Annotated in this window: 24 protein-coding genes; 20 read left to right on the top strand and 4 right to left on the bottom strand. The window is 67.2% G+C overall.

The window, feature by feature from the left end; all coding sequences use genetic code 11:
- From U4012_RS34815 to U4012_RS34775, 9 genes are all read left to right on the top strand, one after another.
- Window positions 1-373, top strand: a 373-nt coding sequence (locus U4012_RS34815; protein WP_321804352.1) for a porin, incomplete at its 5' end; no start/stop codon positions are given.
- Window positions 374-707: 334 nt separating this feature from the next.
- Window positions 708-2273 (top strand): PQQ-binding-like beta-propeller repeat protein, encoded by a 1566-nt coding sequence (locus U4012_RS34810; RefSeq protein WP_321804351.1) that lies wholly within the window; start codon window positions 708-710, stop codon window positions 2271-2273.
- Window positions 2274-2418: 145 nt separating this feature from the next.
- On the top strand, window positions 2419-3024 hold the full coding sequence (locus tag U4012_RS34805) for a M17 family peptidase N-terminal domain-containing protein (RefSeq protein WP_321804350.1): 606 nt from the start codon (window positions 2419-2421) through the stop codon (window positions 3022-3024).
- A 262-nt stretch (window positions 3025-3286) separates the two neighbouring features.
- The gene (locus tag U4012_RS34800; protein WP_044847783.1) at window positions 3287-4240 is read left to right on the top strand and encodes a choline ABC transporter substrate-binding protein; all 954 of its coding nucleotides are present in this window, start codon (window positions 3287-3289) and stop codon (window positions 4238-4240) included.
- A gap of 100 nt (window positions 4241-4340) precedes the next feature.
- Window positions 4341-5270, top strand: a complete 930-nt coding sequence (locus U4012_RS34795) for a 3-keto-5-aminohexanoate cleavage protein (RefSeq protein WP_006484708.1) — start codon at window positions 4341-4343, stop codon at window positions 5268-5270.
- Window positions 5271-5355: 85 nt separating this feature from the next.
- A complete protein-coding gene (locus U4012_RS34790) occupies window positions 5356-6321 on the top strand; it encodes an L-carnitine dehydrogenase (RefSeq protein ID WP_044847784.1) in 966 nt (321 codons plus the stop codon).
- A gap of 6 nt (window positions 6322-6327) precedes the next feature.
- Window positions 6328-6816: a thioesterase family protein gene (locus tag U4012_RS34785; RefSeq protein ID WP_257768842.1), complete on the top strand. Its 489-nt coding sequence runs from the start codon at window positions 6328-6330 to the stop codon at window positions 6814-6816.
- A 36-nt stretch (window positions 6817-6852) separates the two neighbouring features.
- Window positions 6853-7812 carry an alpha/beta hydrolase gene (locus U4012_RS34780; RefSeq protein ID WP_321804346.1) on the top strand — a complete coding sequence of 320 codons (960 nt, stop codon included), beginning with the start codon at window positions 6853-6855 and terminating at the stop codon, window positions 7810-7812.
- Between the two features lie 23 nt (window positions 7813-7835).
- Window positions 7836-9032, top strand: a complete 1197-nt coding sequence (locus tag U4012_RS34775) for a TauD/TfdA family dioxygenase (protein WP_321804344.1) — start codon at window positions 7836-7838, stop codon at window positions 9030-9032.
- 222 nt (window positions 9033-9254) lie between these two features.
- Here U4012_RS34775 and U4012_RS34770 read toward each other — a convergent pair whose 3' ends face one another.
- The 3 genes from U4012_RS34770 to U4012_RS34760 form a co-directional block, all read right to left on the bottom strand.
- Complete coding sequence (locus tag U4012_RS34770) at window positions 9255-9557, bottom strand: DUF4148 domain-containing protein (RefSeq protein WP_124485209.1); 303 nt, start codon at window positions 9555-9557, stop codon at window positions 9255-9257.
- A 214-nt stretch (window positions 9558-9771) separates the two neighbouring features.
- On the bottom strand, window positions 9772-10758 hold the full coding sequence (locus U4012_RS34765; RefSeq protein ID WP_321804343.1) for an oxidoreductase: 987 nt from the start codon (window positions 10756-10758) through the stop codon (window positions 9772-9774).
- 169 nt (window positions 10759-10927) lie between these two features.
- Window positions 10928-11218, bottom strand: a complete 291-nt coding sequence (locus tag U4012_RS34760) for a DUF3331 domain-containing protein (protein ID WP_044847789.1) — start codon at window positions 11216-11218, stop codon at window positions 10928-10930.
- Window positions 11219-11895: 677 nt separating this feature from the next.
- Between U4012_RS34760 and U4012_RS34755 the strand changes: the two genes are divergently transcribed.
- The 9 genes from U4012_RS34755 to U4012_RS34715 all read left to right on the top strand — a co-directional run bounded on the left by U4012_RS34755 (window position 11896) and on the right by U4012_RS34715 (window position 21139).
- Complete coding sequence (locus tag U4012_RS34755) at window positions 11896-12660, top strand: SDR family oxidoreductase (RefSeq protein ID WP_044847790.1); 765 nt, start codon at window positions 11896-11898, stop codon at window positions 12658-12660.
- Window positions 12661-12714: 54 nt separating this feature from the next.
- Entirely contained in the window at window positions 12715-13557 is an 843-nt protein-coding gene (locus U4012_RS34750; RefSeq protein ID WP_321804341.1) for an ureidoglycolate lyase, read from the top strand.
- Between the two features lie 23 nt (window positions 13558-13580).
- Window positions 13581-14858, top strand: coding sequence for an L-fuconate dehydratase (locus U4012_RS34745; protein WP_321804340.1), 1278 nt, complete (start codon window positions 13581-13583; stop codon window positions 14856-14858).
- Window positions 14859-14941: 83 nt separating this feature from the next.
- Window positions 14942-15718, top strand: coding sequence for an SDR family oxidoreductase (locus tag U4012_RS34740; RefSeq protein ID WP_321804339.1), 777 nt, complete (start codon window positions 14942-14944; stop codon window positions 15716-15718).
- A gap of 12 nt (window positions 15719-15730) precedes the next feature.
- The gene (locus U4012_RS34735; protein ID WP_321804337.1) at window positions 15731-17275 is read left to right on the top strand and encodes a sugar ABC transporter ATP-binding protein; all 1545 of its coding nucleotides are present in this window, start codon (window positions 15731-15733) and stop codon (window positions 17273-17275) included.
- 19 nt (window positions 17276-17294) lie between these two features.
- The gene (locus tag U4012_RS34730) at window positions 17295-18332 is read left to right on the top strand and encodes an ABC transporter permease (protein ID WP_321804335.1); all 1038 of its coding nucleotides are present in this window, start codon (window positions 17295-17297) and stop codon (window positions 18330-18332) included.
- Window positions 18333-18424: 92 nt separating this feature from the next.
- Window positions 18425-19366, top strand: coding sequence for an ABC transporter substrate-binding protein (locus U4012_RS34725; protein ID WP_321804333.1), 942 nt, complete (start codon window positions 18425-18427; stop codon window positions 19364-19366).
- Between the two features lie 43 nt (window positions 19367-19409).
- Complete coding sequence (locus U4012_RS34720; RefSeq protein WP_321804331.1) at window positions 19410-20300, top strand: amidohydrolase family protein; 891 nt, start codon at window positions 19410-19412, stop codon at window positions 20298-20300.
- Between the two features lie 77 nt (window positions 20301-20377).
- Complete coding sequence (locus tag U4012_RS34715; RefSeq protein WP_321804329.1) at window positions 20378-21139, top strand: FadR/GntR family transcriptional regulator; 762 nt, start codon at window positions 20378-20380, stop codon at window positions 21137-21139.
- Between the two features lie 16 nt (window positions 21140-21155).
- Here the strand turns inward: U4012_RS34715 and U4012_RS34710 are convergent, their stop codons facing one another.
- Window positions 21156-22397, bottom strand: a complete 1242-nt coding sequence (locus U4012_RS34710; RefSeq protein ID WP_321804327.1) for an FAD-binding oxidoreductase — start codon at window positions 22395-22397, stop codon at window positions 21156-21158.
- A gap of 403 nt (window positions 22398-22800) precedes the next feature.
- Here U4012_RS34710 and U4012_RS34705 point away from each other — a divergent pair, with 403 nt between their 5' ends.
- Window positions 22801-23973 carry an XRE family transcriptional regulator gene (locus tag U4012_RS34705; protein WP_321804325.1) on the top strand — a complete coding sequence of 391 codons (1173 nt, stop codon included), beginning with the start codon at window positions 22801-22803 and terminating at the stop codon, window positions 23971-23973.
- A complete protein-coding gene (locus U4012_RS34700; protein ID WP_321804323.1) occupies window positions 23970-24467 on the top strand; it encodes a PIN domain-containing protein in 498 nt (165 codons plus the stop codon). The genes U4012_RS34705 and U4012_RS34700 overlap by 4 nt, the downstream gene beginning before the upstream one ends.
- Window positions 24468-24488 lie beyond the last annotated feature (21 nt).

Here is a 24488-nt window from a genome sequence, read left to right as displayed (position 1 = left end):
CGCGTATACGCACTACCAGGCGCCGGACAGCCCGGCGGGCGTCGCCGATCGCGCCGATCACTACTGGCTCGGCGCGACCTACACGGCCACGCCGCAGTGGGCGGTGACGGGCGGCGGGTATTACGTGAAGGTCGGCGATGGCGGCGGCGACGCGTCGCACGATCCGTCGGGCCACGCGATCATGTACGTGCTCGGCACGACGTACAACCTGTCGAAGCGCACGTTCCTGTACGGCACCGTCGCGTACGTGCGCAACGGCGGGAATTCGAACTTCTCGCTGCTCGCGTCGCCGCGCGACGCGACGTCGGGCACGAGTCCGATGACGGGCGAGTCGCAGACGGGCGCGTATGTGGGGATGATGCATACGTTCTGAGCGGCGGATCCGCCGGTGCATCGGCTTCAGGGTTCGCGCGTCGTCACGCGCTGTCGTCACGGGCGCGCATGTTTCATCGGCGCGTGTGGTGGTTTCATGCAGTGGTCCTATGTTTCGCGCTTCGCAACCGAACTTTGGGTATCGATATTCACGCTGCGTCAAATGATTTATCCCGGCCATGTCGATCTTTTCCCCCGCTTTGGAAAGCACGCGCAGGTTGGGTATCGCCAGGCGTCCCGGCCGCTTCCAGTCGCCCCGGCGCGCCAGTTTTTTTCACCGCGGCCGTTTCGGTTCGGCCGGTCATCAGTCACTCTTCTCTCGGTAAGGTGATGTCATGAAAACCTCCAACAAGCAGCATGCCGGACTTGCCTCGTGGCGTCGGCGTACGCCGGCCATGATCGGAACGCTTGCCCTGTTCGGCATGATCGCAAGCGGCCCGGGTGCGGCGGCAGACTGGGTCTTTGCCGGGCAGGGTGTCGACAACACGCGTACCGCGCCGGACGAGCGCGTCATCGGCGTCGACAACGTCTCGCAGCTTGCGCCGCGCTGGACGCTGGATACCGACGGCAACGTGTCGGCCACGCCGACCGTCGCCAACGGCACCGTGTATGTGCCGGACTTCGGCGGCTCGCTGTGGGCGGTCGATGCCGCCAGCGGCAAGGTGAAGTGGAAGAAGAAGATCACCGAATACAGCGGTATCGACAACGATGCGTCGCGCACCAGCCCGGCCTACTGGGAAGGCACGCTGATCTTCGGGCAGGGCACCCAGGTTGCGAACAACCCGACCGGCGCGTTCGTGCTGGCAGCGAAGGCAGAGGATGGCGCGCCGCTGTGGCGGACCAAGGTGGATTCGGATCCGACCGCGATCATTACCCAGTCGCCGATCGTCGATCGCGGCGTGGTGTACGTCGGCCTCTCGTCGCGTGCCGAGGCGCTCAAGGACAAGCCGACCTATCGCGGCGCGGTGGTCGCCCTCGACGCCAGGACCGGCAAGATGCTGTGGAAGACCTATATGGTGCCGAAGGGATATACCGGCGGCTCGGTGTGGGGCAACACGGCGGCGGTCGATCATGAAACCGGCCTGCTCTACGTGACCACGGGCAACAACTTCTCGGTTCCGCCGGGTCACTGCCGTTACCCGACCCAGAAGAACTGCAAACCCGATACGCCTGCCAACATGATCGACAGCTTTGTCGCGCTCGACCTCAAGACCGGCAGGATCGTCTGGCATACCCGTACGTTGGCGGCCGACATGTCGACCAACTACGACCACGACGACGGCCCGGACTACGATTTCGGCTCGGGGCCCAACCTGTTCAAGGCGACCATCAACGGGAAGGAGAGGACGTTGGTGGGCGCAGGCGCGAAGAGCGGCGTGTACTGGGCGCTCGATCCCAAGACCGGCAAGGTGGTCTGGCAGACGCAGGTCGGCCCGGGCAGCCTGCTGGGCGGCATGCTGTGGGGGACGGCCGCCGACGGCAAGCGCATCTACGTTTCGATCGGCAACCTGGACGGCAAATCGATCGATGTCGACAACGGTCCGAACGGCCAGAAGACGACGAAGGGCGGCATCTGGGCGGCGGTCGACGCCGCCACCGGCAAGGTGCTGTGGCGCACGGCCGACCCGCAGGGCAAGATGGACACGGTGGCGATGTCGGCCGCAAACGGTGTCGTCTATGCCGGCTCGTTGGCCGGGACGGGCGCGAGCATGTATGCGCTCGATGCGGCGACGGGCGAGATCAAGTGGAGCTACGAGAACAACGGCGCGGTGGTGTCGGGCGCTGCCATCGTCGACGGGTCGGTGTACTGGGGGGCGGGCTACCACACCAAGGTGCTCGGTCTGCCGTACGACGGCACGAGTCACAAGCTCTATGCGTTCGGTCTTGCCGCCAAGCAATAAGCGCAACGCAGATACCGGCGTACGCGGATGACAGGTTGCTCGTGCGCCGGCGCAAGCCCGGCCAGGCGGATGAAGAGGCGCAACGCCGGACACCGGGGCGCGCGCTGCGCTCCGGACCCTGTTCCAGTCTTGCGGGAGAGACGATTTGGTTCTTCGACAAAATATCGGTCGTTGGCGGGAGGTGGCCTTCGAGGTCGCCGCATGGGATGGCGTAGGCGCGCAGGTCGACCTTTCCTGTGGCTGCATGTTTGCCCGCGAGGCGACGGGCGATGGCCCGACCGGCGGGTTACGCCATCTCGACCTCGCACTGTCGGGGGCACTCACCGGCTTGCGGCGCGAGGGCCGTTTTCGGGCCGCGCCGATGGAAACGCTGTGGATCAGCCATCCGCCCGCGGGCATCGCGGCGCGTGCCTTGTTGCTGGTCGGGCTCGGCGATCCGGCAAGCTGGACGATCGAAAGAACCGCGGATGCCGTCGCCACGGCCGCGCGGACGGCGATCCAGCAGGGTGTCGAAAGCGCGGCCTTTGCGCCGAGCATACTCGACGGCGGGCTGACGACCGCCGCCACCGAAGGCATGCCCCAAGCGATGGTGAAGGCCGTGCTGGCCGCGATCGACACCGGGTATCGGGTCGCGGAGCTGGGTCTTGCCGCGCCCCCCGCGCTGCGCCGCTGGGTGTTCGACGTCGGCGCGGCGCGCTTCGACGGCGCCGTCGAGCATTTCGGCAACGCGCTTGCAGCCGCACGGACCTGACCGACCCTGTCTGGTTGTCGCGTACGGCATCTCATCACGCCGCATCCGGACAAACCCCTCCTCATCGAAATTCGTCCCAAACCCCCGCCATACAAGCCGCTGCCCGTGCGTAGTGGTTTCCACCCATAGTCGCAAATAGTCAAGAACAGGTCGCCGGCGGTCGTCTTGCGGTGAATATGGCTCGTTACTTTTACTCCCACGATGCAGGCCGGGACGCACTCCGCGCACCGTCGGACATCGGTCCAACCGAAGGGGAGAAACCATGAAGTCGACAAAGATCGCCGCGTTCGTCGCGGCCGTGCTGGCGACCGGCGCGTTCGCGACCGCGGCGCAGGCCGAAACGGATGCCGCGACTTGCCGCAACGTACGCTTCGCGGATATCGGCTGGACCGACATCACGTCCACCACGGCGCTCGCGTCGACGGTGTTCGAAGGGCTCGGCTACAAGCCGACAACGACGATCGCATCGGTGCCGATCTCGTTCGCCGGCCTGAAGAGCAAGCAGCTGGACATCTCGCTCGGCTACTGGTGGCCGGTGCAGCAGAAGCAGCTCCAGCCGTTCCTCGACAGCAAGTCGATCAACGTGGTCGAACCGCCGAACCTGTCGGGCGCGAAGGCGACGCTCGCGGTGCCGAGCTACGAATACCAGGCCGGCCTGAAGACCTTCGAGGACATCGCGAAGCACCGCGCGGAGCTCGACGGCAAGATCTACGGGATCGAGCCGGGCAGCAGCGCGAACGCGACGATCCAGAAGATGATCGACACGAACCAGTACGGCCTCGGCGGCTTCAAGCTGGTCGAATCGAGCGAGGCGGGGATGCTCGTCACGGTCGAGCGCGCGATCCGCGACAAGAAGTGGGTCGTGTTTCTCGGCTGGGAACCGCATCCGATGAACATCCAGATCAGCATGAACTACCTGTCCGGCGGCGATGCGGCGTTCGGCCCGAACTACGGCGAAGCGCGCGTGTACACGCTGACGGCGCCCGACTTCATCTCGCGCTGCCCGAACGCGGGCAAGCTCGTCGAGAACCTGCGCTTCACGACGCAGCTGGAAAACCAGCTGATGCAGTCGGTGATGAACAAGACGAAGCCGGCCGACGCCGCGAAGGCGTACCTGAAGAAGAATCCGCAGGTGCTCGATGCCTGGCTCGCCGGCGTCAAGACGTTCGACGGCAAGGACGGCCTGCCTGCCGTGAAGGCCTATCTCGGCCTGTAACGGCCCGCGTGCGCCGCGAGCGTGCGGCGCGCAGCGAAAAATCATCTGCAGTACGACGGAAATCGAGCGACACGAACCGAAGCAAACGAGGGCACTCAGCATGAACCACGAAGTCATCATCACCTGCGCGGTCACCGGTGCGGGCGATACGGTCGGCAAACATCCGGCGATTCCGGTCACGCCGAAGGAAATCGCGGCCGCCGCGATCGAGGCCGCGAAGGCCGGCGCGACGGTGGCGCACTGCCACGTGCGCGATCCGCAGACGGGCCGCGGCAGCCGCGACCCGAACCTGTACCGCGAAGTGGTCGACCGGATTCGCTCGGCGGACGTCGACGTGATCATCAACCTGACGGCCGGCATGGGCGGCGATCTGGAGATCGGCCCGGGCGAAGACCCGATGCGCTTCGGCAAGGGCACCGATCTCGTCGGCGGCCTCACGCGTCTCGCGCACGTCGAGGAACTGCTGCCGGAAATCTGCACGCTCGACTGCGGCACGCTGAATTTCGGCGACGGCGACTACATCTACGTGTCGACGCCCGCGCAACTGCGCGCCGGCGCCAAGCGCATCCAGGAACTCGGCGTGAAGCCGGAACTGGAAATCTTCGATACGGGCCATCTGTGGTTCGCGAAGCAATTGCTGAAGGAAGGACTCCTTGACGATCCGCCGCTGTTCCAGCTGTGCCTCGGCATTCCGTGGGGCGCGCCGGCCGACACCGGCACGATGAAGGCGATGGTCGACAACCTGCCGCCGGGCGCGCACTGGGCCGGCTTCGGGATCGGCCGCATGCAGATGCCGATGGTCGCGCAGGCGATGCTGCTCGGCGGCCACGTGCGCGTGGGCCTCGAAGACAACATCTGGCTCGATCGCGGCGTGCACGCGACCAACGGCACGCTCGTCGAGCGTGCGCGGGAAATCGTCGAACGGCTCGGCGGCCGCGTGCTGACGCCGGCCGAAGGGCGTCGCAAGCTCGGCCTGCCGGCGCGTGGCGAGCGCCTGCTCGAACGCCGCGCGGTGGCCGAGTTCGCGTGAGTTTCAACGCTGATTCCGCTTCAATGCGGCGGCGCGCACGGGTGCGCCGCCGTCCGATTCTCCTCGATTTGAAGGATGTGTTGACATGGCAGTGAAGACCGACATCAAGACGTTCGCCGCGATCGGCACCGGCGTGATCGGCAGCGGATGGATTTGCCGTGCGCTCGCGCACGGTCTGGACGTGGTCGTGTGGGATCCCGCGCCGGACGCGGAAGCGCGCTTGCGCGCGAGCGTCGCGAATGCATGGCCCGCGCTCGAGCGCGTCGGCCTCGCGCCGGGCGCCGATCCCGCGCGGCTGCGCTTCGAGTCGACGATCGAGGCCTGCGTCGCCGACGCGGACTTCATCCAGGAAAGCGCGCCCGAGCGCGAGGCGCTGAAGCTCGAACTGCACGAACAGATCAGCCGCGCGGCGAAGCCCGACGCGATCATCGCATCGTCGACGTCGGGGCTGCTGCCGACCGACTTCTATGCGCGGGCGACGCATCCGGAGCGCTGCGTGGTCGGTCATCCGTTCAATCCGGTCTACCTGCTGCCGCTCGTCGAGGTGCTCGGCGGCGCGCGCACTTCGCCGGAAGCGGTCGAGGCGGCGATGGAGATCTATCGCAAGCTCGGCATGCGGCCGCTGCACGTGCGCAAGGAAGTGCCGGGCTTCATCGCGGACCGGCTGCTCGAAGCGCTGTGGCGCGAGGCGCTGCATCTCGTCAACGAGGGCGTCGCGACGACCGGCGAGATCGACGATGCGATCCGCTTCGGCGCGGGCATCCGCTGGTCGTTCATGGGCACGTTCCTGACGTACACGCTGGCCGGCGGCGACGCGGGCATGCGACACTTCATGCAGCAGTTCGGCCCCGCGCTCGAACTGCCATGGACGAAGCTGGTCGCGCCGAAGCTGACCGATGCACTGATCGACAGCGTCGTCGAAGGCACGAGCGAGCAGCAGGGCACGCGCAGCATCAAGGAACTCGAGCGCTATCGCGACGAGTGCATCACCGAGGTGCTGAAGGCGATCGCCGCGGTGAAGGCGCGGCACGGAATGCGATTCGAGGACTGAACGAACATGACAGGCGATACCCCGCTGACGATCTACCGCGACGTCGTGCGGCCCGAATGGGTCGACTACAACGGCCATCTGCGCGACGCGTTCTATCTGCTGATTTTCAGCTTCGCGACCGATGCGCTGCTGGACCGCATCGGTCTCGACGACGCCGCGCGTCGCGAGCGGGGCCGCTCGGTCTACACGCTCGAAGCGCACGTGAACTATCTGCAGGAGATCAAGGAGGGCACGCGCGTGCGCGTCGATGCGCGCGTGCTCGCGCACGACGCGAAGCGGCTGCACCTGTATCTCGAACTGTTCGCCGACGGGCACGACGGCGCGGTGTCGGCGAGCGAGCAGATGCTGCTGCACGTCGACACGCGCGACGGCGCGAAATCGGCGCCGTTCGACGACGACGTCGCCGCGCGCGTGGCCGAACTGCATGCGCTGCAGCGCGATTGCGCGGCCCCTGCGTATGCGGGCCGCGTGATCGGACTGCCGCCGCGCCGCTAGCGTCGACGTTCAACCCTGGACCGCGGAGCGCACACGATGCTCGAACCGGAAATCGCGGCGTTCGTCGCGGCCGTCGACGCGTGGTATCCGGCCGACGCAGCGGCGCGCTCGCCCGACGAGCAACGCCGCGTCTACGATCGCTTCGCGGCCGCATGGACGCCTGCCGAACTGCCGGCCGGCATCGTCCGGCACGATGCGGTGTGGCATGCGCCGGACGGACGCGCGATCGCGCTGCGGCGCTATGCGCCCGCGCACGGTGAGCCGCGCGGCACCGTGCTGTTCTTTCATGGCGGCGGCTTCGTCGTCGGCTCGCTCGACAGTCATGCGTTGATCACCGCGCAACTGGCGGCCGACACGGGGCTGGCCGTGATCGCGGTCGACTACCGGCTCGCGCCCGAGCATTGCGCGCCGGCCGCGCTCGACGATTGCCTGGCCGTCACGCGCGCCGCGCGCGACGCAGCGCACTGGCCGTTCGACGCGTGCGCGCGACCGCTGACGCTCGCCGGCGACAGTGCCGGCGGCAACCTCGCGGCCGCCGTCGCGACCGCGCTGCGCGATGCGGGCGAAGGCGGCATCGACGGGATCGCGCTCGTCTATCCGATGCTCGGCTTCGAACCGCAATCGCCGGCGCGCGAAACCGAGGCACACGCGCCGATGCTGACGCTCGACGACGTCCATCGCTATCGCGCGTTGTACTGGGGCAGTGAACGCGACGATGCACCGGGCGATGACGATCCGCTGCTGCGCGCGTCGGTGCCGCTCGCGGCGGCGCGTTTCGACGGGCTGCCGCCCGTGCTCGCGATCGGCGCGGAACACGATCCGCTGCGCGACGATGCGCGCGTCTATGTCGAACACATTGTTGCGGCCGGCGGCGCCGCGCGTTACTGGATGGGAGAGGGGCTGGTGCACGGCTGCTGGCGCGCGCTCGGAACGAGCCCGCAGGCGGCGCGGATGCACCGGATGATCGGCGGGTTTCTGCTCGCACCACACGCGTAGCGGGCGTTTTCCGGGAGGCAACGATGCAGGCAGCGCAACACCGTATCGAGGACTGGCGGACCTTTTCCGCCGACGCGGCCATTGCGGCGGCGACGATCGGCGAGGGTGCGGTGAACGTCGAGTGGAGCGACACGCGACGATCGCCGTTTCACTTCGACTGGTTGCGCGACAACTGCGCGTGCTCCGCGTGCGTGCATGCGCTCACGCGCGAACAGGTGTTCGAGATCGCCGATGCGCGCGAGGATCTGTCGGCGCTCGTCGTGCATGTCGAAACCGACGGCGCGCTGCACGTCGAGTGGAACGACGGGCATCGCAGCGCCTGGTCGCCGGGATGGTTGCGCGCGCATGCTTACGACGATGCGTCCCGCGCGGAACGTCAGGCCGCGCACGGGCGGCACGTGTGGACCGGCGACGATGCGACGGCGATCGGCGTGTTCGCGTGGCGTGACGTGATGGAGGACGACGGCGCGTTGCTTGCCTGGCTCGCCGCATTGCAGCGCACCGGGCTGACGCTCGTCGAGGGCGTGCCGGCCGAACCCGGCCGGGTCGACCGGATCGCGCGGCGCGTCGGCCTGATCCGCGAAAGCAATTTCGGTGTGCTGTTCGATGTCGAATCGAAGCCGCGGCCGGACAGCAATGCCTATACGTCGCTGAACCTGCCGCCGCACACCGACCTGCCGACGCGTGAATTGCAGCCGGGCGTGCAGTTCCTGCACTGCCTCGCGAACGACGCAACGGGCGGAGACAGCGTGTTTCTCGACGGCTTCGCGCTCGCGGATGCGCTGCGGCACGAATATCCGGACGATTTCACGCAACTTGCGTCGACACCGTTCGAGTTCTGGAACAAGAGTGCGAACAGCGACTACCGCTGTTCGGCGCCGGTGATCGGGCTCGATGCGCGCGGCAACGTGACCGAGGTGCGCGTCGCGAACTTCCTGCGCGGGCCGCTCGATGCGCCGGCCGGCGCGGTCGCGGCCGTCTACCGCGCGTACCGGCGGTTTCTCGCGCTCGCGCGCGAGCCGCGTTTCCGTGTACAGCGCCGGCTGCGGGCGGGCGACATGTGGGCGTTCGACAACCGGCGCGTGCTGCATGCGCGCACCGAGTTCGATCCGTCGACGGGCCGCCGGCATCTGCAGGGCTGCTACGTCGATCGCGACGAACTGCTGTCGCGCTGGCGTGTGCTGTCGCGTGCGTTGCCCGCGGCTGCCGCCGGGCGCTGATCGGCGCATTCGACTTCCGCAGTCGGCTGCCGTATTCGACTGCGTTACGCATACCTCGCCGGGGAAAAAGCGCCCGGACGCAAGGCGCCCGGGCGAAGCCACCCGCTGCCGGGCGGCGGAGGTATGCGTTTCACAAAAGAAGACGAGCCCGCATGAGGGGCTCGTCCGGATACAGCGTCTTCATCGCGCGATGCGCGGTGCGCCCGCCGGGGGCGCGTCGGCTTACTGGCCGAAGAAGACCGAGTCGCGTGCGTTCGACGACGCTGCGGCAGCCGGGGCGCCCGAGTGGACGACCGGAGCCGGTTGCGCGCCGTAGCCGCTGGCGTCGGCACCATGAACGCGCGCTTCCGCCGACTGGATGTCGTTCGGGTAGTACGGGCTCGACACGCCCGGCTTGTAGCCGGCTTGTTCGAGCTGAACCAGTTCGTTGCGGACTTGCGCGCGGGTCACGGTGCTTTGTGCGAAAGCGCCGAACGAAGCGGACAGGGCGACAGCGGCAACAACTGCGGAAACGAGCGATTTCATGATGACCTCCGGTGTTTTATTGGGTTCGCTTGCGACACCATGTCTGCAGCGATTGACTAAATCTTAGTCACCGGGTCGTTCAGGGTAAACGCTGGTTTTGACGATAGATTGTTTCCAGGGCGGTAACAGTGGGACGCCGGGTCAGGCTTTCATCCTGCTTTCGTTTCTGTAAGTGTAATAAGTATGAAGAATGTTGAGGCGACGCGCGCGGGATTCAGCGCACCTCGGCAGCCGCGTCGAACGGCTTGGCGGGCGGACGGCCGGCGGGCGCGCCCGAACTCAGGAAACGCACGCCCGTCGCGGCTTCGGAAGCCTCCCACAGCAGTGCCGCGAGGGCCGCGTCGCGTGCCGCGCGCGGCACGCTCGCCGGTGCCGGCAGGCCGCGCGACTCGAGCCAGCCGGACGGCCCGATGTACGAGCCCCCGGCGAGGTCGGGCGACGTCGCCGCATGAATCGCGGGCAACGCACCCTGCTCGGCCGGTTGCGCGAGATAACGGTTCGCCGCGCGCATCAGCGCGGCGCGCGTGGGCGAACTGTCCATCGCGGGGCCCGCGAACTGCAGGTTGGTTGCCGCGTAGCCGGGATGCGCGGCGACGCTGATTCCCGCGAACCCCGCGCGCTGGAAGCGGCGCTGCAACTCGAGCGCGAACACCAGGTTCGCGAGTTTGCTGTCGCAGTAGGCGAGATAACGGTTGTAACGGTGCTCGGCGCGCAGGTCGTCGACCCGGATCCGGCCGCCGCGGTTGAAGCCGCTCGACATCGTCACGACGCGCGCGCGCCGGGCGGCGCGCAGCGCGGGCAGCAGATGGCCGGTCAGCGCGAAATGGCCGAGGTGGTTGGTGCCGAACTGCATCTCGAAGCCGTCGTGCGTGTGTCGCAGCGGCAGGAACATCACGCCGGCGTTGTTGCAGAGGATGTCGACGCGGCCGTGGCGGTCGGCGACACCGGCGGCGAAGCGCTGGATCGACGCGAGATCGGCGAGGTCGAGCGGATCGACTTCGACCCGTGCGGCGGGATGGAGCCGGCGAATCGCGGCGGCGGCCTGCGCGGCGCGCGCGGCATCGCGGCAGCCCATCACGACCGTCGCGCCCTTGGCGGCCAGCGTTTCCGCGATGTGCCAGCCGAGGCCGCTGTTGGCGCCGGTCACGACCGCGACCTTGCCGCCTTGCGCCGGGACGTGGCGCGCGCTCCATGCATGCATGTCTGCCTCCATCGGCGTGGCGGTGCGCCACGACGCGCAATCGTTACATTGAGTGGTGTAACGATAGTCCGCGCGGGCGGGACAGACAAGCGGGGGAATTAGACCGGCGCTTCTAGGGCGCGCAAGCGCATCACGCCGCGGGCCCCGGCACGGGTGGCCGGTGTGGGCGTTACCGGCTGCCGGCCAACGCGAGCACTTCGGCGGCGGAGATCATCGCCGCCGCATTCGCGGGTGCCGGGCGCTCGGCCGGGCGGAACACTTCGTCGCCGCGCTGGATGACCTGGCGCGACAGCGCGCAGGTACCGGTGCGCTGCGCGAAGCGGCGGCGCCAGCGCTGTTCGCCGTAGTGACAGCGGCCGGGTTCGACCCAGCGGACGACGAGCAGCGTATCGGAGCGTTCCAGAATTTCGACGTGGACGTCGGCGGGATCGAGCACAGGCAGGGATTTGGAGGCCTTCATTTGCCGTTTCCTAAAGCTCGTGCGGTTTCGGCCGTGGCAGTGGATGTCACTACCCGAGGGCGAATCCGTAGCGGTTTCCATGAGTGGTGCGCTAAATGTAAGCGTCTGTGACCGGAAAAAACATCCTGTCTGGCTCAAATTACCTTTTGCCGAATCAGAAACAATCGACGCGCATTTTCGTGAAAAAGCCAACGACAAAAGCGCCCCGGACGCGCACGCCCGGGGCGGAAAATCGGCCCGCGCCCCCGTGTCTGCTCGCTCAGTCACGTGGACACCGCGGGGGACGGAGACGCCCGTCAGGGATCGGAGACGGGCGGGGTGCGGCGTCCGGGGAAGCGCGGTCCGGCAACACCATGATCGCGCGCGCCTGCCGTTGACACCCTGACGGGAGCATGACTTTTTTGTCAGTTTCGCGGTGCCGACGGCGCGACTCCGGTGCCCCGGGGTCGCGAAAACGCCCACCGGTATTGGCTTTGCGCGATACGCGGCCGATCGGCGGAACCTGAAAAATACGGTAATCGAAGCCCGCCGCAGCGCTTTCCGCCCGATTCTCCCGCTCGGGAAAATACTGAATCACGCGAACGTGACAAATCCGGAATCTGTTCCTATGATTGGTTGGACCTTTAGTCCTTTGTGCCAATCAGCCGGCCCGGCCGGCTTCTTCGGGAGAGGTGCTCATGAGATTGCAGGGCAAGCGCGCACTGGTGACGGCGGCCGGGCAGGGTATCGGCCGCGCGACCGCGCTGCGGTTCGCAAGCGAGGGTGCCGACGTGCTGGCGACCGACATCAACGAAGCCGCGCTCGCGCAACTCGCGGCCGACGCCGAACGCGCGGGCGGCCGGCTGGCCACGCGGCGGCTCGACGTGACCGATGCGGGCGACGTTGCCGCACTCGCCGCGCAGGAGCGCGCGTTCGACGTGCTGTTCAACTGCGCGGGCTTCGTTCACCACGGCTCGATCCTCGACTGCGACGACGCCGCGTGGGCGTTCTCGCTGAACCTGAACGTCACGTCGATGTACCGGCTGATCCGCGCGCTGCTGCCGGCGATGCTGGCAGCAGGCGGCGCGTCGATCGTCAACATGGCGTCGGCCGCGTCGAGCGTGAAGGGCGTGCCGAACCGCTTCGTCTACGGCACGACCAAGGCGGCCGTGATCGGCCTGACCAAGTCGGTGGCCGCCGATTTCGTCGAGCAGCGCATCCGCTGCAACGCGATCTGCCCGGGCACGATCGAGTCGCCGTCGCTGGAGCAGCGGATCGCCGAGCAGGCGCGCACGCGCCAGGTGTCGACCGACACCGTGCGCCAGGCGTTCGTCGCGCGTCAGCCGATGGGCCGTATCGGCACCGCGGACGAAGTGGCCGCGCTCGCGCTGTATCTCGCGTCCGACGAAGCGTCGTTCACGACCGGCGCGATTCACCTGATCGATGGCGGCTGGTCGAACTGACCGCGTCTAGCCGATCGCGCCCTTCCACTCACTTTCCATTTCCGCCCACACCACATGAAACTGCTGAGATTTGGCGACAAACACCATGAAAAGCCGGGCCTGCTCGATCCGCAGGGCAGGATCCGCGACCTGTCGGGCGTGATCGACGACGTCGCCGGCGACGCGCTCGCACCCGCGTCGCTCGCGCGGCTGCGCGAGCTCGACCCGGCGTCGCTGCCGCTCGTCGAAGGCGCGCCGCGGCTCGGCGCGTGCGTCGGCCGCGTCGGCAAGTTCATCTGCATCGGGCTCAACTATTCCGACCACGCGGCCGAATCGGGGATGGACGTCCCGAAGGAGCCGGTCGTGTTCGGCAAGTGGACGAGCGCGATCTCGGGGCCGAACGACGACGTCGAGATCCCGCGCGGCTCGGAGAAGACCGACTGGGAAGTCGAGCTGGGCGTCGTGATCGGCCGGGGCGGCCGCTATATCGACGAAGCCGACGCGCTGTCGCACGTCGCCGGCTACTGCGTGGTGAACGACGTGTCGGAGCGCGAGTACCAGCTCGAACGCGGCGGCACGTGGGACAAGGGCAAGGGCAACGATACGTTCGGGCCGCTCGGCCCGTGGCTCGTGACGGCCGACGAAGTGCCCGATCCGCACGCGCTGCGGCTGTGGCTGGAAGTGGACGGCCACCGCTACCAGAACGGCACGACCGCGACGATGGTGTTCCGCGTGCCGCACCTGATCAGCTACCTGAGCCGCTTCATGAGCCTGCAGCCGGGCGACGTGATCTCGACCGGCACGCCGCCGGGCGTGGGCCTCGGGCAGAAGCCGCCCGTCTATCTGCGCGCCGGGCAGGTGATCACGCTCGGCATCGACGGGCTCGGCGAGCAGCGCCAGCGCACCGTGCAGGCCTGAAACCCTTTCCCGGACGGTTCGTTATGCCTATCATTCGATCGATGCGCGTCCTCGACGTGCGCTTCCCGACCTCGCGCCAGCTCGACGGTTCCGATGCGATGAATCCGGACCCCGATTATTCGGCTGCGTACGTCGTGCTCGAAACCGACCGCGACGGGCTCGAAGGCCACGGGCTCACGTTCACCATCGGGCGCGGCAACGAAATCTGCTGCGCGGCGATCGACGCGATGCGTCACCTCGTCGTCGGCCTCGACCTCGACTGGATCCGCGAGGACATGGGCCGCTTCTGGCGGCACGTGACCTCGGACAGCCAGTTGCGCTGGATCGGCCCCGACAAGGGCGCGATTCATCTGGCGACGGGCGCCGTCGTGAACGCGGTGTGGGATTTGTGGGCGAAGGCCGTCGGCAAATCGCTGTGGCGGCTCGTCGCCGACATGAGCCCCGAGGAGATCGTGCGCGCGATCGACTTCCGCTACCTGACCGACTGCCTGACGCCGGACGAAGCGCTCGACCTGCTGCGACGGCAGGCGCCGGGCAAGGCGGCACGGATCGCGACGCTCGAGCGCGAAGGCTACCCGTGCTACACGACGTCGGCCGGCTGGCTCGGCTACAGCGACGACAAGCTGCGCCGGTTGTGTCACGAAGCGGTAGACGCCGGGTTCGATTACGTGAAGCTGAAGGTCGGCGCGAACCTGGAGGACGACATCCGCCGCGTGACGATCGCGCGCGAGGTGATCGGCCCGGACCGCAAGCTGATGATCGACGCGAACCAGGTGTGGGAAGTCGACGAGGCGATCGACTGGGTGCGCGAGCTGGCGTTCGCGAAACCGTGGTTCATCGAGGAGCCGACGAGCCCCGACGACGTCGAAGGGCACCGCAAGATCCGCGAGGCGATCGCCCCGGTGCAGGTCGCGACCGGCGAGATGTGCCAGAACCGCGTGATGTTCAAGCAGTTCATCGCGCGCGGCGCGATCGACGTCGTGCAGATCGACGCGTGCCGGCTCGGCGGCGTGAACGAGATTCTCGCGGTGATGCTGCTGGCCGCGAAGTACGGGTTGCCGGTGTGTCCGCATGCGGGCGGCGTCGGGCTGTGCGAATACGTGCAGCATCTGTCGATGATCGACTACGTGTGCATTGCCGGCACGAAGGAAGGGCGCGTGACCGAATACGTCGATCACCTGCACGAGCATTTCGTCGAGCCCTGTGTCGTGCGCGGCGCGGCGTACATGCCGCCGACGGCACCCGGGTTCTCGATCGAGATGAAGCCGGCATCGCTCGAGCAGTACCGGTTCCGCGGCTGAAGCACGCAGCACGCAGCACGACGGCGCACGATGACCCGCGCAAGGCCTGCGCGCGGCGACAACATGAACGACGGAGACGCGAAGTGGATTTGAATCTGCAAGACAAGGTCGTGATCGTGACCGGCGGCGCGTCGGGCATCGGCGCCGCGATCTCGATGCGGCTTGCCGACGAAGGCGCGATTCCGGTGGTGTTCGCGCGCCACGCGCCGGACGACGGCTTCTGGCGCGCGCTCGCGCAGAAGCAGCCGCGCGCCGCGTGCGTGTCCGTCGAGCTGCAGGACGACGCGCAATGCCGCGACGCAGTCGCGCAGACTATCGCGCGCTTCGGCCGCATCGACGGCCTCGTCAACAACGCGGGCATCAACGACGGCGTCGGGCTCGATGCCGGGCGCGACGCGTTCGTCGCATCGCTCGAACGCAACCTGATCCACTACTACGTGATGGCGCATTACTGCGTGCCGCACCTGAAGGCGACGCGCGGCGCGATCGTCAACATCTCGTCGAAGACGGCCGTCACCGGCCAGGGCAACACGAGCGGCTATTGCGCATCGAAGGGCGCGCAGCTCGCGCTCACGCGCGAATGGGCGGTCGCACTGCGCGACGACGGCGTGCGCGTGAACGCGGTGATCCCGGCCGAGGTGATGACGCCGCTTTACCAGAACTGGATCGCCGGTTTCGACGACCCGGAAGCGAAGCTCGCGGAAATCGCCGGCAAGGTGCCGCTCGGCAAGCGCTTCACGACCGCCGACGAGATTGCCGACACGGCCGTGTTCCTGCTGTCGGCGCGCGCATCGCACACGACGGGCCAGTGGCTGTTCGTCGATGGCGGTTATACGCATCTCGATCGCGCGATCGGCTGAGGGCGGCGAGCCATGCAACCCGATCCGAACCCGACGACCCTCGCGCCCGCGGCGCTGATCGAGCTGACCGGCGTCAGCAAGCGCTTTCCGGGCGTGCTGGCGCTCGACGATTGCCGCTTCGACCTGCGCGCCGGCGAAGTGCATGCGCTGATGGGCGAGAACGGCGCGGGCAAGTCGACGCTGATGAAGATTCTCGCCGGCGTGTACCAGAAGGACGAAGGCGAGATCCGGATCGACGGCCGCGCGGTGGACATCGACGATCCGCGCGCCGCGCAGGCGCTCGGGATCGGCATCATCCATCAGGAACTGAACCTGATGAACCACCTGAGCGTCGCGCAGAACATCTTCATCGGCCGCGAGCCGCGCGGCCGCTTCGGCATGTTCGTCGACGAAGAGAAGCTCAACCGCGACGCGGCCGCGATCTTCGCGCGGATGCGGCTCGATCTCGATCCGCGCACACCGGTCGGCCGGCTGACGGTCGCGAAGCAGCAGATGGTCGAGATCGCGAAGGCGCTGTCGTTCGACTCGCGCGTGCTGATCATGGATGAACCGACCGCCGCGCTGAACAACGCGGAAATCGCCGAGCTGTTCCGCATCATCGGCGACCTGCGCGCGCACGGCGTCGGCATCGTCTACATCTCGCACAAGATGGACGAGCTGCGCCAGATCGCCGATCGCGTGACGGTGATGCGCGACGGCAAGTACGTCGCGACCGTGCCGATGGCGGATACGTCGATGGAAGCGATCATCGCGATGATGGTCGGCCGCCAGCTCGATGCGACGTTCCGCCCGCCGCCCGATACGTCGGCCAACGCGGTCGCGCTCGAAGTGCGCGGGCTGTCGCGCGGCCGCGCGATCCGCGACGTCGGCTTCACGCTGCGGCGCGGCGAGATCCTCGGCTTTGCCGGGCTGATGGGCGCGGGCCGCACCGAGGTCGCGCGCGCGGTGTTCGGCGCGGACCCGGTCGACGCGGGCGAGATCCGCGTGCACGGCAAGACCGTGACGATCCGCACGCCGGCCGACGCGGTCAGGCACGGGATCGGTTATCTCTCGGAGGACCGCAAGCACTTCGGGCTCGCGGTCGGGATGGACGTGCAGAACAACATCGCGCTGTCGAGCATGCGGCGTTTCGTGCGCCGCGGCCTGTTCCTCGATGCGCGCGGGATGCGCGACACCGCGCAGTCGTACGTGCGCCAGCTCGCGATCCGCACGCCGTCCGTCGCGCAGCCGGCGCGGCTCCTGTCGGGCGGCAACCAGCAGAAGATCGTGATCGCGAAGTGGCTGCTGCGCGACTGCGACATCCTGTTCTTCGACGAGCCGACCCGCGGCATCGACGTCGGCGCGAAAAGCGAGATCTACAAGCTGCTCGACGCGCTCGCCGCCGACGGCAAGGCGATCGTGATGATCTCGTCGGAGCTGCCCGAGGTGCTGCGCATGAGCCACCGGATCCTCGTGATGTGCGAAGGGCGCGTGACCGGCGAATTGCGCGCGGCCGACGCCACGCAGGAAAAGATCATGCAGCTCGCGACGCAGCGCGAGTCGACCGTATTGTCCTGATTCCGACGCTTACCCGATCATGTCCAACGATACGCATCCCGTTCCGCCTCTTGCCACCGGCGACACGCCGGCCGGCGCAGCGGGCCTCCGTGCCCGCTTCTTCAACCCGGCCGCGCGGCAGAAGCTGCTCGCGTTCGCGAGCCTCGTGCTGCTGATCGTGTTCTTCAGCTTCGCGTCGCCGAACTTCCTCGAAGTCGACAACCTCGTGACGATCCTGCAGGCCACCGCCGTGAACGGTGTGCTGGCCGTCGCGTGCACCTACGTGATCATCACGTCGGGCATCGACCTGTCGGTCGGCACGCTGATGACCTTCTGCGCGGTGATGGCCGGCGTCGTGCTGACGAAGTGGGGCATGCCGCTGCCGCTCGGGATCCTGGCCGCGCTATCGTTCGGCGCGCTGTCGGGCAGCGTGTCGGGCTTCGTGATCGCGAAGATGAAGGTGCCGCCGTTCATCGCGACGCTCGGCATGATGATGCTGCTCAAGGGGCTGTCGCTCGTGATCTCGGGCACGCGGCCGATCTACTTCAACGACACGCCGGGCTTCACGTCGATCGCGCAGGATTCGCTGATCGGCAGCCTGATTCCCGCGCTGCCGATCCCGAACGCGGTGCTGATCCTGTTCCTCGTCGCGGTCGGCGCGTCGATCGTGCTGAACCGGACGATCTTCGGCCGCTACACGTTCGCGCTCGGCAGCAACGAGGAAGCGCTGCGGCTGTCCGGCGTGAATGTCGATGCGTGGAAGATCGCCGTCTACACGTTCAGCGGCGCCGTGTGCGGGATCGCAGGACTCCTGATCGCGTCGCGGCTGAATTCCGCGCAGCCCGCGCTCGGGCAGGGCTACGAGCTCGACGCGATCGCGGCCGTCGTGATCGGCGGCACGTCGCTGTCGGGCGGCGCGGGCAGCATCGTCGGCACCATCATCGGCGCGTTCATCATGAGCGTGCTGACCAACGGCCTGCGCATCATGTCGGTCGCGCAGGAATGGCAGACGGTCGTGACGGGCGTGATCATCATCCTCGCCGTCTACGTGGACATCCTGCGCCGGCGCCGCCGCTGACGCATGCGCGCACGAACCCGAACACGAACACACATGCGCTTCACCGCCGGCCGGGCCGGCATTTCAGTCGATACCAACCAAGGAGACGCGAAGTGATCAGGAGCAAGGTGTTGAACGCGATCGTCGGGCTGACGTTCGCCGTCGGCGTGACGGCCGGTGCGCAGGCGCAGGAATCCTACATCCCGCTGATCTCGAAGGGCTTCCAGCATCAGTTCTGGCAGGCCGTGAAGGCGGGCGCGATGCAGGCCGCGAAGGACTACAAGGTGAGGGTGACGTTCGAAGGCCCCGAAACCGAGGCGATGGTCGACAAGCAGATCGACATGCTGTCCGCCGCGATCGCGAAGAAGCCGGCCGCGCTCGGCTTCGCGGCGCTCGACAGCAAGGCCGCGCTGCCGCTCCTGAAGAAGGCGCAGGCCGAGAAGATTCCGGTGATCGCGTTCGACTCGGGCGTCGACAGCGACATCCCGGTGACGACCGCCGCGACCAACAACAAGGCCGCCGCCGCGCTCGCCGCCGACAAGCTCGCCGCGCTGATCGGCGACGAAGGCGAGGTGGCCGTGGTCGCGCACGACCAGACGAGCCGCACGGGCATCGACCGCCGCGACGGCTTTCTCGAACGGATGAAGTCCGCGCACCCGAAGGTGCAGGTCGTGACCGTGCAGTATGGCGAGGGCGATCAGCTGAAGTCCACCGAAGTAACGAAGTCGATCCTGCAGGCGTATCCGAAGCTCAAGGGCCTGTTCGGCACCAACGAAGGCTCGGCGATCGGCGTGGTGAACGGCGTGCGCGAGATGAAGCGCAAGGTCGTGATCATCGGCTACGATTCGGGCAAGCAGCAGAAGGACGCGATCCGCAGCGGGCTGATGGCCGGCGCGATCACGCAGAACCCGGTCGGGATCGGCTACAAGACGGTCGAGGCGGCCGTGAAGTCGGTCAAGGGCGAGAAGCTGCCGAAGGTCATCGATACCGGTTTCTACTGGTACGACAAGACCAATATCGACGACCCGAAAATCACGGCGGTGCTGTACGACTGAGCGCGACGTGACGCGGCGGGCAACGGTGAATCACGAGGACACCATGGGCGCAGTGCGTATCGATTCCCACCAGCACTTCTGGCGTTACCGCGCGGCCGACTATCCGTGGATCGGCCCCGGCATGGATGTGCTCGCCCGCGACTACCTGCCCGACGCGCTTTGGCCGCAGATGCATGCGCAGGCGCTCGGTGCGTCGATCGCGGTGCAGGCGCGCGCCGGGCGCGACGAGACGGCGTTCCTGCTCGATCTCGCCCGCCACGACGCGCACATCGCGGCGGTGGTCGGCTGGGAGGATCTCGGTGCGCCGGAACTCGCCGAGCGCATCGCCGAATGGCGCAGCCCGAAGCTGCGCGGCTTTCGTCACCAGGTGCAGGACGAAGCCGACGTCGGCGCGTTCGTCGCGGATCCCGCGTTCAATCGCGGTGTCGCGTGGCTGCAGGCGAACGGCTACGTGTACGACGTGCTCGTGTTCGAGCGCCAGTTGCCCGACGTGCGCGCGTTCTGCGCGCGGCACGATGCGCACTGGCTCGTGCTCGATCATGCCGGCAAGCCGCCGCTCGCCGAATTCCACCGCGATGGCGCTGCGCTCGCCCGCTGGCGTGCCGGGTTGCGCGAGCTGGGCGCGCTGCCGCACGTCGTGTGCAAGCTGTCGGGGCTCGTGACCGAGACGGACTGGCGGCGCGGCCTGCGCGGGCAGGACATCCGGCACATCGAGCAATGCCTCGACGCGGCGCTCGACGCGTTCGGCCCGCAGCGGCTGATGTTCGGGTCGGACTGGCCCGTGTGTCTGCTTGCGGCGTCGTATGACGAAGTGGCGTCGCTGGTCGAGCGCTGGGCCGAAGCGCGGTTGTCGGCGGCCGAGCACAACGCGCTGTGGGGCGGCACGGCCGCGCGTTGCTATGCGCTGCCGGGCGATTCGAAGCCCGGCATATAAAATAGGCGCGAACGGCCCGACGCGCGTGCGCCATTCGTCAGACCGTCCGCAATGCAATCGCTTACCTGTATCAACGTATGTCCATCCAGCCGATTCAGAACCGCCGCCTCTACCAGCAGATCGCCGACAAGCTCAGCGCGATGATCGAGTCCGGCGACTTCCCGCCGGGCAGCTACCTGCCGCCCGAGCGCGAACTGGCCGAGCAGTTCGGCGTGTCGCGCACGTCGGTGCGCGAGGCGCTGATCGCGCTCGAAGTCAGCGGACTCGTCAGCGTGCGTGTCGGCGACGGCGTGAAGGTGCGCCAACCCGAGGCGGCCGCCGCGCCGGCGCCGCGGCCCGTTACGAAGGTTGCGCCGTTCCCGGTCGTCGAGATCGATCCCGAGCTCGGCATCGCGCTCGACCTCGATACCGAAATCCCGCCGTTCGCGCTGCTGCAGGCGCGCCGGCTGATCGAGCCGGAAGCCGCGTCGCTCGCCGCGAAGCACGGTTCGGACGCGCAGATAGAAGGGATTCACGCGGCGTTCCTGCGCAACCAGGAAGACAACCGCAGCGGCTCGCTCACGCATCCGGGCGACCGGCTGTTCCATATCCGTATCGCGGAAGCGAGCGACAACCCCGCGTATGCGCTGATGATCAAGCAGCTGCTCGCGCACAAGTACGACCTGATGTTCCAGCGGCTGCAGTCGCTGTACATGCCGAACGACATGCCGCACCGCTCGGAGCTCGAACACCGCGCGATCCTCGACGCGATCCGTGCGCGCGACCCGGAGGCCGCGCGCCGTGCGATGGCCGAGCATCTCGACGAGGTGATCCGGATCTTCGGCCGCGCGCTCGACTGAGCGCGGGCGAGCGGAATCAGAAGCGGTCGGCGCGGTAGGGCGTCGGGTCGGTGAACGGCGCTTCGCCCGTCATCATCTCGGCCAGCAGGCGGCCGGAGACGGGGCCGAGCGTGAGCCCGTGATGGTTGTGCCCGAACGAGAACCACAGCCCGCGATGCGCGGGCGCGGGGCCGATCACCGGCCGCATGTCGGGCGTGCACGGCCGGAAGCCGAGCCACGGCTGCGGGTCGAGCCGTTCGCCGAAGCCGAACACCGGGCGCGCGACGCGTTCCGCGCGCTCGAGTTGCACGCCCGTCGGCGGCAGGCCGCGCCGGGCGATTTCGACACCGGTGGTCAGCCGCAAGCCGCGCCGCATCGGCGCGATCACGTAGCCGTATTCGCGATCGACGATCGGCGCCGACGGCGCGCCGCGTTCGGACGGCGCGTAGTGCATGTGATAGCCGCGCTTCTCGCGCAGCGGAATCTTGTAGCCGAACTTGCCGAACACCGTGTCGGACCACGGGCCGAGCGCGACGACCACGGCCGGCGCGGCGATCTTGCCGTCGTCCGTCGTGACCTGCCAGCCGGGCGACAGCGCGTCGAGGCTCGCCGCATCGCCGGTGAGCAGCGTGCCGCCGCCTTGCACGAAGAGTTGCGCGTAGGTTTTGACGAGCGCGGACGGATCGACGACGCTTTTCGGATCGAGCCAGTGCAGCGCGCCGCAGAAGCCGGGCGCGAGGCTCGGTTCCTGCGCGCGCAGTGTCGCGGCATCGAGCGGCGTGATGCCGAGCCCGTGACGGCGCGCGGTGAGTCCCGCATCGGCGACGGCGCGTTCGAACGCGGCCGGCGTGCGGAACGCTTCCATCCAGCCGCTCGCGCGGATCAGCTCGGTGGCGCCGGTGCGTGCGATCAGCGCGTCGTGCTCGACGATGCAGCGCTCGATCAGCGGCAGCATGTCGCGCGAGGCCGCCGCGTGACGCAGCGGCGCCGATTCCCACCAGAACCGCGCGAGCCACGGCGCGAACGCGGGCAGCGACGTGCTGTGCCAGTAGAGATCGGTGGAGCGGTTCAGCGCGTAGCGCATCAGCGTGAACGGGCTGCGCGGGAACGGATACGGCTCGACCGACGAGCGCTCGATCAGCCCCGCGTTGCCGAAGCTCGTGCCTTCGCCGGGCGCGCCGCGGTCGACGAGGGCGACCTTGCGGCCGCGATCCTGCAGGTGCAGCGCGGCGGAGACGCCGACGATGCCCGCGCCCAGAACGATTACGTCGAAGTCCATCGGTGGTGTGACCGCGGTTGGTGTCGGTGATAAGCCGACGTTGTGGACGAGGCCGAATGACGGACGGTTCGTCGGCATGCGGCTGTTCGTTAGGATACTCGCTATGTCGTTCGATCCGCAAAATCAGGATACGGCCCGGTGGCTCGCACTTCACGATTGGCGACATTGCGAGCGTCGCTACTGCGCAAAGCGTCGGTCGAGATTCGGTGCCTTTTCTCGCGCGCCGCCGCCGCTCGAACTTGTAACTTCATGATTTAAAATGGATTCGAAGCGCCGGTGAGGGCGGCATTCCGGGCCCCGTCCGGCGCGAGCGTTTTGTGCACGCCGAGCGTGTCGGTGGCGAGCGACGCACGTATCCGTCATGCTGCTGATGTTGGCCTCTTGAATCGATAGAGAAGCAAGGATGAAACGAGAACCTGTCGAAGGCGTTCAGCCCGAGGTGTTGCGTTGGGCGAGAGAAACGGTCGGACTGTCGATCGACGAAGTCGCGACCATGCTTCGCATTCCGTCGGCCGAGGTTGCCGATTGGGAGGCGGGCGCGGGGGCGCCGACCTACGCTCAGCTCGAAAAGCTCGCGTATCAGGTCTTCAAACGGCCGCTCGCGGTCTTCTTTCTTCCCGCTCCGCCCGAGGAGAAAGTACCCCAACGTGAATTTCGGACGCTGCCCGACGCGGATATGCGGTCGCTTACCCGTGACACTTATCTGCAGGTCCGGCAGGCGCAGGCGTTTCAGCTATCGCTCAGGGAAGTGTTCGGCGGGCGCAATCCCGCGGCCGACATGATCTGGAAATCCTTGTCGCTCTCGCTATCGGAGTCCGTATCGCAGCAGGCGGAGCGGATTCGTGATGCGCTTGGCATCACACTCGAGGAACAAGCGTCCTGGCGTAATGACGATCTCGCGCTCAAGCAATGGCGAAAAGCCATCGAGGACGCGGGCATTTTTGTCTTCAAGTCGGCATTCAGGCAGCGTGAGATTTCAGGGTTTTGCTTGATGGATGATGCGTTCCCGATCATTTATCTCAACAACAGTACGACGAAGACGCGTCAGATATTCAGTCTTCTGCACGAACTGGCGCACCTGCTCCTGAGCATGAACGGCCTGAGCAAGCTCGATTCCGGCTATATCGATGCGCTTCCGCAGGCCGAGAGGAAAATCGAGCGATTCTGCAACGCCATAGCGGCGGATGTATTGATTCCGCACACGGCATTCGATCGTCTCGTGGCCGGGTTTCCCGCCGACGTTGAATCCGCGTCCGAGGAGGCGTTTGCCGAACTGGCCGGCTATTTTGGGGTGAGTCGAGAGGCCGTGCTGCGGCGCATGCTCGACCAGGGGCGAGTCAGTCAAGCGTTCTACAAGCGCAAGGCGGCGATCTGGTCGGCGCAGCGCAGAGAAGCGACGGGCGGTAGCTACTACGCGAATCAAGGCGCATATCTGAGCGACCGCTTTGCGCGAGAAGTCGTCGGTCGTCACTACCGGCATCAGATCACGCTCGAGCAGGCAGCGGACTTTCTGGGGATCAAGCCCAAGAGCTTCGCGGGATTTGAAGCGCATGTTCTTCACGGGGCGGGTGCATGATCTATGTGTTCGACACCAGTTCCATTCGATCGCTGCAGCATTTCTATCCGCGTGTGTTCCGGAGTATATGGGATGGTATCGAAAAGCTCGTAGGTGAGCGTCGACTGATCTCCACGAGAGAAGTGTTGAACGAGATCGAGCGGCAAGCCGTGAGCGCGGATGTATTGGCGTGGGTGCGGAGCAATCGATCCCTGTTCACCACGCCGAATGCGGATGAACTGCGGTTCGTTGCGGCGATTTTGAAGATCAGGCATTTTCAGGCATTAATCGGGCAGCAGCAGCGTCTCAAGGGCACACCGGTCGCCGATCCATTCGTCATTGCCTGCGCCAGGGTTCGTCAAGGGACGGTCGTGACCGAAGAGGGATGGCTGCGCGCGGGCGACGGGCTGGCGCCCAAGCCGCATGCAGCGAAGATACCCAACGTATGTGCGCATTTCGAGATTCAATGCATCGATCTCGAAGAATTCATGCACCAGCAGGATTGGCAGTTCTGATCCGGCGAGCATCAACGCATC

Source organism: Burkholderia sp. BCC1988 (assembly GCF_905339895.1).
Taxonomy (GTDB): Bacteria; Pseudomonadota; Gammaproteobacteria; order Burkholderiales; family Burkholderiaceae; genus Burkholderia.
This window is presented reverse-complemented; position numbering and strand designations above follow the sequence as displayed.